General features: G+C 71.2%; 5 protein-coding genes and 1 riboswitch. Of the genes, 4 read left to right on the forward strand and 1 reads right to left on the reverse strand.

The genetic code is table 11. From position 1 onward, the window contains the following. Nucleotides 1-209 precede the first annotated feature (209 nt). Complete coding sequence (locus tag ACWGH4_RS25640) at nucleotides 210-1,355, forward strand: CobW family GTP-binding protein (RefSeq protein ID WP_453465087.1); 1,146 nt, start codon at nucleotides 210-212, stop codon at nucleotides 1,353-1,355. 62 nt (nucleotides 1,356-1,417) lie between these two features. Here ACWGH4_RS25640 and ACWGH4_RS25645 read toward each other — a convergent pair whose 3' ends face one another. Further along, nucleotides 1,418-3,868, reverse strand: coding sequence for a DNA gyrase/topoisomerase IV subunit A (locus ACWGH4_RS25645; RefSeq protein WP_453465090.1), 2,451 nt, complete (start codon nucleotides 3,866-3,868; stop codon nucleotides 1,418-1,420). 214 nt (nucleotides 3,869-4,082) lie between these two features. Here ACWGH4_RS25645 and ACWGH4_RS25650 point away from each other — a divergent pair, with 214 nt between their 5' ends. The 3 genes from ACWGH4_RS25650 (at nucleotide 4,083) to ACWGH4_RS25660 (ending at nucleotide 8,021) form a co-directional block, all read left to right on the forward strand. Then, the gene (locus ACWGH4_RS25650; protein WP_441266641.1) at nucleotides 4,083-5,438 is read left to right on the forward strand and encodes an insulinase family protein; all 1,356 of its coding nucleotides are present in this window, start codon (nucleotides 4,083-4,085) and stop codon (nucleotides 5,436-5,438) included. Further along, complete coding sequence (locus ACWGH4_RS25655) at nucleotides 5,435-6,823, forward strand: M16 family metallopeptidase (RefSeq protein ID WP_453465093.1); 1,389 nt, start codon at nucleotides 5,435-5,437, stop codon at nucleotides 6,821-6,823. Before ACWGH4_RS25650 ends, ACWGH4_RS25655 begins: the two co-directional genes overlap by 4 nt. A 227-nt stretch (nucleotides 6,824-7,050) precedes the next feature. Further along, nucleotides 7,051-7,213, forward strand: a riboswitch (cyclic di-AMP (ydaO/yuaA leader). A 13-nt stretch (nucleotides 7,214-7,226) separates the two neighbouring features. Further along, a complete protein-coding gene (locus ACWGH4_RS25660) occupies nucleotides 7,227-8,021 on the forward strand; it encodes a M23 family metallopeptidase (RefSeq protein WP_453465096.1) in 795 nt (264 codons plus the stop codon). Nucleotides 8,022-8,236 lie beyond the last annotated feature (215 nt).

Here is an 8,236-nt window from a genome sequence, read left to right on the forward strand (position 1 = left end):
GAGCGCGGTACGCCGCCCGCAGGGCGGTACGGGGTCCTGGGCCTGCCCGGTTCGGGGAGGGCCGGGCAGGGGAGAAGCTCCGCGCAGCGGCCCCGACACTCATGCCGCGAATTTGCGGCGCCCGCGCAGCATCTTGCGCATGCCGCCCCCGTCCGGCCGGCCCATATCCTGGGACCCCCATCTACAGCGAAGCGCCCGGAGGTGCAGTCTTGAGCACGTCGCAGATCCCCGTCATCGTCCTCGCGGGCTTTCTGGGATCCGGTAAGACGACCTTGCTCAACCACCTGCTGCGGACCAGCCGCGGCACCCGGATCGGCGCGATCGTCAACGACTTCGGGTCGATCGAGATCGACGCGATGACAGTGGCCGGACAGCTCGGCGATTGCACCGTCTCCCTCGGCAACGGATGCCTGTGCTGCGCCGTCGACGCGAGCGAGCTCGACGTCTTCCTCGACAAGCTCACGCGCCCGGCCGTCGGCCTCGATGTGATCGTCATCGAGGCGAGCGGGCTCGCCGAACCGCAGGAGCTCGTCCGGATGTTGCTGGCCAGCGAGAACGAACGGATCGTGTACGGCGGTCTCGTCGAGGTCGTCGACGCGGCCGAGTTCGAGCAGACCCGTGCACGGCACCCGGAGATCGACCGGCACCTCGGGGTCGCCGACCTGGTCGTCCTGAACAAGGCCGACCGGGCCGGTGAGGCGGCCCTGCGGGCGCTGCGTGAGAAGATCACCGCTCTCGCCGGCCGGGCGGCGGTGATCCCGGCGTCGTACGGGCGCGTCGACGCCGAGCTGTTCTTCGAACCGCGCCCGCCGTCGGAGCGCGTGGGCCAGCTCTCCTTCGACGACGTCCATGACGACGACCACGAATCCGACGCACACGACTGCGGAGGCACCGGACACGACGGTCATCTGCACGCCGCCTACGAAAGCGCCTCGTTCACCTCGGACGACCCGCTCCACCCACGGCGGCTGCTGGACTTCCTCGACTCACGGCCGGAGGGCCTCTATCGGATCAAGGGCTTCGTCGACTTCGGCGCCCTCGATCCCCGTAACCGCTACGCCGTCCACTCCGTCGGCAGGTTCCTGCGCTTCTACCCCGAGCCCTGGCCGACGGGGGGCGGCGGGCGGCAGACGCAGCTCGTCCTCATCGGCTCCGGCATCGACGCACCCGCCCTGCTGGCGGAACTGGATGCCGCCCGCGTCACCGGCGCACAGGACGCCCCGGAGGAACACAACCTGTGGGGAATCCTGCGCTACGTACGCGACGAGTCCTCCGACGAACCGTCCGACACCCGATCCGACTTCCCCTCCGACGACCCGTCCGAGGACCTCTTGGTGAGCGACCGTCCGGACTGACCCTCGACGGATCGGCCCGGACGGCCCCTTTTCTGATGTCCGAAGACGTGGCAGCCGGGGTTCTAGCTCGCCGGCCCCGCCAGCACCGCCACCGGCGACGCGAGAGGTGTGCCGGAGCCGTCGCGCCGCGGATCGATCTCCGGCAGCTCGGCGGGCTCGCCGTTCTTCTGCGCCGCCCGGGCCGGCGCCGCGCCCGCCCAGGCCAGGAGCAGCACGTCCTCGCCCTTCAGGAAACGCTGGCAGCGCACGCCGCCCGTGGCCCGCCCCTTCCGGGGGTACTGGTCGAACGGTGTCAGCTTCGCCGTCGCGATCGAGTCGTCCAGCGTCCCGTGCGAGCCCGCGACGGTGAACACCACCGCATCGCCCGCTGGATCCACCGCCGTGAACGAGATGACCTCGGCGCCCTCGGCGAGTTTGATGCCGGTCATGCCGCCTGCCGGGCGGCCCTGCGGCCGCACCTGGGAGGCCGGATAGCGCAGCAGCTGCGCGTCGGAGGTGATGAAGACCAGGTCCTCCTCGCCGGTGTGGAGCTCGGCGCCACCGACGATCCGGTCGCCCTCCTTGAGGGTGATGACCTCCAGCTCCTCCTTGTTGGCGGGATAGTCCGGCACCACACGTTTGACCACACCCTGGAGCGTGCCGAGCGCGAGGCCCGGCGACGACTCGTCGAGCGTGGTCAGGCAGACGAGGGTCTCGTCGGACTCCAGCGAGAGGAACTCGGCAACCGGAGCGCCCCCGGCGAGGTTCGGCGTGGTGGCCGTGTCCGGCAGCTGGGGCAGGTCGATCACCGACAGACGCAGCAGCCGCCCGGCCGACGTCACCGCGCCCACCTCGCCGCGCTGCGTCGTGAGCACGGCGGAAACGATCACGTCGTGCTTGGAGCGCCGGCTGCGGCTGTCGACCAGCGGCTCCCCGGTGGCCGTGCGGGCGAGCAGGCCGGTGGAGGAGAGCAGCACCCGGCACGGATCGTCCGCCACCTGCAGCGAGGCCGCCGGCGCGGGCGTGCCCGCGGACTCCAGCAGCACCGTGCGCCGGGGGGTGCCGAACTTCTTCGCCACGGCGGCCAGTTCGGAGGAGACCAGCTTGCGCAGCTCGGCGTCCGACTCGAGGATGCCGGTCAGCTCGTCGATCTCCCCGTTCAGCCGGTCGCGCTCGCTCTCGAGCTCGATCCGGTCGAACTTGGTGAGCCGGCGCAGCGGGGTGTCGAGGATGTACTGCGTCTGGATCTCGCTCAGCGAGAAGTGCTCGATCAACCGCTCCTTGGCCTGCGCCGAGTTCTCGCTGGAGCGGATGAGCCGGATGACCTCGTCGATGTCGAGGAGGGCGACGAGCAGGCCCTCCACCAGGTGCAGCCGGTCCCGGCGCTTGGTCCGCCGGAACTCGCTGCGCCGGCGGACGACGTCGAAGCGGTGGTCGAGGTAGACCTCGAGCAGTTCCTTCAGTCCGAGCGTGAGCGGCTGGCCGTCGACCAGGGCCACGTTGTTGATGCCGAAGGACTCCTCCATCGGCGTCAGCTTGTAGAGCTGCTCCAGGACGGCCTCGGGGATGAAGCCGTTCTTGATCTCGATGACGAGGCGCAGGCCGTGCTGCCGGTCGGTGAGGTCCTTGACGTCGGCGATGCCCTGGAGCTTCTTCGACCCGACCAGGTCCTTGATCTTCGCGATGACCTTCTCCGGGCCGACCGCGAAGGGCAGTTCCGTGACGACCAGGCCCTTGCGGCGGGCGGTGACGTTCTCCACGGACACCGTGGCACGGATCTTGAACGTGCCGCGGCCGGACTCGTACGCGTCCTTGATGCCGGTCAGGCCGACGATGCGGCCGCCGGTCGGCAGGTCGGGGCCCGGGACGTGGCGCATCAGCGTCTCGAGGTCCGCGCCCGGGTGTCTGATGAGGTGGCGTGCCGCCGCGATGACCTCGCCCAGGTTGTGCGGGGGCATGTTGGTGGCCATGCCGACCGCGATGCCGGACGCGCCGTTCACCAGGAGGTTCGGGTAGGCGGCGGGCAGGGCGACAGGCTCGCGCTCCTGGCCGTCGTAGTTGGACTGGAAGTCGACCGTGTCCTCGTCGATCGACTCGGTCATCAGACTGGTGGCGTCGGCCATGCGGCACTCGGTGTACCGCATGGCGGCCGGCGGGTCGTCGTTGCCCAGCGAACCGAAGTTGCCGTGGCCGTCGACCAGCGGCAGGCGCATCGAGAACGGCTGCGCCATGCGCACGAGGGCGTCGTAGATCGACGCGTCGCCGTGCGGGTGCAGTTTGCCCATGACTTCGCCGACGACGCGCGCGCACTTCACATAGCCGCGGTCGGGGCGCAGGCCCATCTCGTTCATCTGGTAGACGATGCGGCGGTGCACCGGCTTCATGCCGTCGCGTGCGTCCGGAAGGGCCCGGGAGTAGATCACCGAGTACGCGTACTCGAGGAAGGAGCCCTGCATTTCGTCCACCACGTCGATGTCGAGGATGCGCTCCTCGAAGTCGTCCGGCGGTGGGGTCTTCGTGCTGCGGCGGGCCATCGCGGCTGCTGCTCCTTCACGTACCAGGTGGGCATCTGACGCCGACCATTGTGGACCGTCCCGCTGACAACCCGGACCGCGACCCTTGTTCGAGGCCGCCCCGCGGGTGGAACGGCGCAGATCGCGGCACGGGAACTTCGCCAGGTGTCAGCGCGCTTGCATACAGTGGCAGGTCTGGCAGCACCTCTAAGTTTTCGCGATCGAAGGGACGTACATGCCCATGGGTCACACGGCCACAGCGCCGACCGGTTCCGGCGGCCTGACAGCGACCGAGCACCGCCTGGCCAACGGCCTGCGCGTGGTGCTCTCCGAGGACCACCTGACCCCGGTCGCCGCGGTCTGCCTCTGGTACGACGTCGGCTCCCGCCACGAAGTCAAGGGCCGTACGGGACTCGCCCACCTCTTCGAGCACTTGATGTTCCAGGGCTCGGCACAGGTGAAGGGGAACGGTCACTTCGAACTCGTCCAGGGAGCCGGCGGCTCGCTGAACGGCACCACCAGCTTCGAGCGGACCAACTACTTCGAGACCATGCCGACGCACCAGCTGGAGCTCGCGCTCTGGCTCGAGGCCGACCGCATGGGCTCGCTGCTGACGGCCCTCGACGACGAGTCGATGGAGAACCAGCGCGACGTCGTCAAGAACGAACGCCGCCAGCGCTACGACAACGTGCCCTACGGCACCGCCTTCGAGAGGCTGACCGCCCTCGCCTACCCGGAGGGCCACCCCTACCACCACACCCCGATCGGTTCGATGGCCGACCTGGACGCGGCGACCCTCGAGGACGCCCGCGCCTTCTTCCGCACCTACTACGCGCCCAGCAACGCCGTGCTGTCGGTCGTCGGCGACATCGATCCGCAGCAGACGCTCGCCTGGATCGAGAAGTACTTCGGGTCCATCCCCTCCCACAGCGGCAAGCAGCCGCCGCGTGACGGCACCCTCCCGGAGAACATCGGCGCGCAGCTGCGCGAGGAGATCGTCGAGGAGGTCCCCGCCCGCGCCCTGATGGCCGCGTACCGCCTCCCGCACGACGGCACCCGCGAGTGCGACGCCGCCGACCTGGCGCTGACCGTCCTCGGCGGCGGCGAGTCGTCCCGCCTGCACAACCGCCTGGTGCGCCGCGACCGGACGGCCGTCGCGGCCGGGTTCGGCCTGCTGCGGCTCGCGGGCGCACCGTCGATGGGCTGGCTGGACGTGAAGACGTCCGGCGGTGTCGAGGTGCCGCAGATCGAGGCGGCCGTCGACGAGGAACTGGCCCGGTTCGCGGCCGAGGGCCCGACGCCGGGGGAGATGGAGCGCGCCCAGGCCCAGCTGGAGCGCGAGTGGCTGGACCGTCTCGGCACGGTCGCGGGCCGCGCCGACGAACTGTGCCGCTACGCGGTGCTGTTCGGCGACCCGCAGCTGGCGCTCACCGCCGTCCAGCGGGTGCTCGACGTCACCGCGGAGGAGGTGCAGGCGGTCGCCAAGGCCCGGCTGCACCCGGAGAACAGGGCGGTGCTGGTCTACGAACCGGTCGCCGAAGAAGAGACCGAAGCGGCCGACGGAAACGAGCAGGAGGGGACGGACCAGTGAGCGACGCTGCCGTGACCATGGACTTCCACCCGCAGCCGACCCCGGGCACCGCCCGGCCATGGGCCTTCCCGGCCCCCGACCGCGGCACGCTGGACAACGGACTGACGGTGCTGCGCTGCCACCGTCCCGGCCAGCAGGTCGTGGCCGTCGAGATCTCGCTCGACGCTCCGCTGGACGCCGAGCCGGAGGGTCTCGACGGCGTCGCCACGATCATGGCGCGCGCCCTGTCGGAGGGCACGGACAAGCACTCCGCGGAGGAGTTCGCCGCGGAACTGGAGCGTTGCGGCGCCACCCTGGACGCGCACGCCGACCACCCCGGCGTCCGGGTCTCCCTCGAGGTGCCGGTCTCCCGGCTGCACAAGGCGCTCGGGCTGCTCTCCGAGGCACTGATCGCCCCCGCCTTCGAGGCCGGCGAGGTCGAGCGGCTGGTCCGCAACCGCCTCGACGAGATCCCGCACGAGACGGCGAACCCGGGCCGCCGGGCCGCCAAGCAGCTCTCCAAGGAGCTCTTCCCGGCCGAGCTGCGGGTCTCCCGGCCGCGCCAGGGCACGGAGGAGACGGTCGAGCGGATCGACGCGGCCGCCGTACGCGCCTTCTACGAGGCGCATGTACGTCCCGCCACCGCCACCGCGGTGATCGTCGGCGACCTCACCGGCATCGACCTGGACGCCGTCCTCGGCGACACGCTCGGGGCGTGGACGGGCGACAAGGCGGACCCGCGCCCGGTGCCCGCGATCACCGCCGACGACACCGGCCGTGTGGTCATCGTCGACCGCCCCGGTGCGGTGCAGACGCAGCTCCTCATCGGCCGCGTCGGCGGCGACCGCCACGACCGTGTCTGGCCCGCCCAGGTGCTCGGCACGTACTGCCTCGGCGGCACGCTGACCTCCCGCCTCGACCGGGTGCTGCGCGAGGAGAAGGGCTACACCTACGGTGTGCGCGCCTTCGGTCAGGTGCTGCGCTCCGCTCCGGACGGCTCCGGCGCCTCGATGCTCGCCATCAGCGGCTCCGTGGACACGCCCAACACCGGTCCGGCGCTCGATGACCTGTGGAAGGTGCTCCGTACGCTCGCTGCCGAGGGGCTCACGGACGCCGAGCGGGACGTCGCCGTGCAGAACCTGGTGGGCGTCGCCCCGCTGAAGTACGAGACGGCGGCGTCCGTGGCGGCCACGCTGGCCGACCAGGTCGAGCAGCACCTCCCGGACGACTACCAGGCACAGATGTACGTGCGTCTGGCGGAGACGGGCACGGTGGAGGCGACCGCGGCGGTCGTCAACGCCTTCCCGGTCGACCGGCTGGTGACGGTGCTCGTCGGCGACGCGTCGCAGATCGAGGAGCCGGTGAAGGCGCTCGGCATCGGTGAAGTGAGGGTTGTCACGGGCTGATCGGACGCCGCCCGGCGAGGACGACTCAAAAACGCGCATTGCGCGCGAACGGAACCCCGGCTTCGAATCGTTTGCCGGGGTTCCGTTCTATGTCCGATTTGCAGGACTGAGTGCCTGTCTGCCCTGTGGCATGCGCTACAAAACGGGCTGTCTGTTTGGTGATTGACGAACGGGTTGCCTAGCGTCGGTCCGGCTGTCCGCCTGGAGATCGTCGCGCCCGCGGCATCGGGCAGCCATCGCCGAGTCCCCGTCAGGCGCGAGCCTGGGGAGCCGGGGACCCACGTAGTCCCTGGGGTGAATCGGCCCTCCTTCGCCCGCGCGGAGGGGGCCGTAGGAGACCTTCCTGCTCCGAACCCGTCAGCTAACCCGGTAGGCGAGAAGGAAGGAAAGGACCAGCCTCTTCATGGCGTTCACCCGTGCCACCGGGAAGCATCGTGCCCCGAGCCGCCTGACGCGCAGGAGCGCGAACCTGGCCGGCGTCGCCGCCCTCGCGACCACCGGCGTCATCGGAACCCTCGCCTCCCCGGCGCTCGCCGCCGACACCGAGGCCCCCTCCGTCGAGGACACCGGCCTCACCCAGATCGTCTCCATGGGGTCGCTCGCCGACGAGATAGCCGACCAGGCCGCCGCCCAGGAGAGGGAGGCCCAGGAGGCCGCCGCCAAGGCCAGGGCGCAGGCGAAGGCCGAGGCCGAGGCGAAGGCGGAAGCCAGGCGCAAGGCCGAGGCGCGCGCCAAGGAGGCCCGCGAGGCCAAGGAGCGCGCCGCCCGCGAGGCCGAGCGCAAGCGGCTGAACTCCTTCCGGCTCCCGATCGCCGGTTCGTACGTGACCACCGGTTACCAGACCGGCGGAGCCCTCTGGTCCTCCGGCAGCCACTCCGGCGTCGACTTCCGCGCCGCCTCCGGCAGTTCCGTCGTGTCCGTCGGCTCCGGCACCGTCGTCGAGGCGGGCTGGGGCGGCGCGTACGGCAACAACGTCGTCATCCGGATGAACGACGGCACGTACACCCAGTACGGCCACCTGTCGTCCATCAGCGTCTCCGTCGGCCAGCAGGTCACCCCCGGCCAGCAGATCGGCCTGTCCGGCTCGACCGGCAACTCGACCGGGCCGCACCTGCACTTCGAGGCCCGGACCACCGCCGAGTACGGCTCCGACATCGACCCGGTCGCCTACCTGCGCTCGCACGGCGTCGACGTCTGACCCTCGGCTGCAACCGGGCCGCGCTCACCGTTCCGGCGCCGCGCCGTGTTCGGGCCCACGTCCGGCGCCTGCGCTGCCGCCGCGCCCGGGCCCGTGCCGTGTTCGGGCCCACGTCCGGCGCCTGCGCTGCCGCCGCGCCCGGGCCCGCGCCGTGTTCGGGCCCACGTCCGGCGCCCGCGCCGCCGCCGCGCCCGGGCCCGCGCCGTGTTCGGGCC

The sequence above is a fragment of the Streptomyces sp. NPDC054847 genome (assembly GCF_053610925.1).

Bases quoted from the DNA above. Each gene is read 5' to 3' on its own strand.
- ACWGH4_RS25645 (WP_453465090.1), bottom strand. From the start codon at position 3,868: ATGGCCCGCCGCAGCACGAAGACCCCACCGCCGGACGACTTCGAGGAG.
- ACWGH4_RS25650 (WP_441266641.1), top strand. From the start codon at position 4,083: ATGCCCATGGGTCACACGGCCACAGCGCCGACCGGTTCCGGCGGCCTG.
- ACWGH4_RS25660 (WP_453465096.1), top strand. From the start codon at position 7,227: ATGGCGTTCACCCGTGCCACCGGGAAGCATCGTGCCCCGAGCCGCCTG.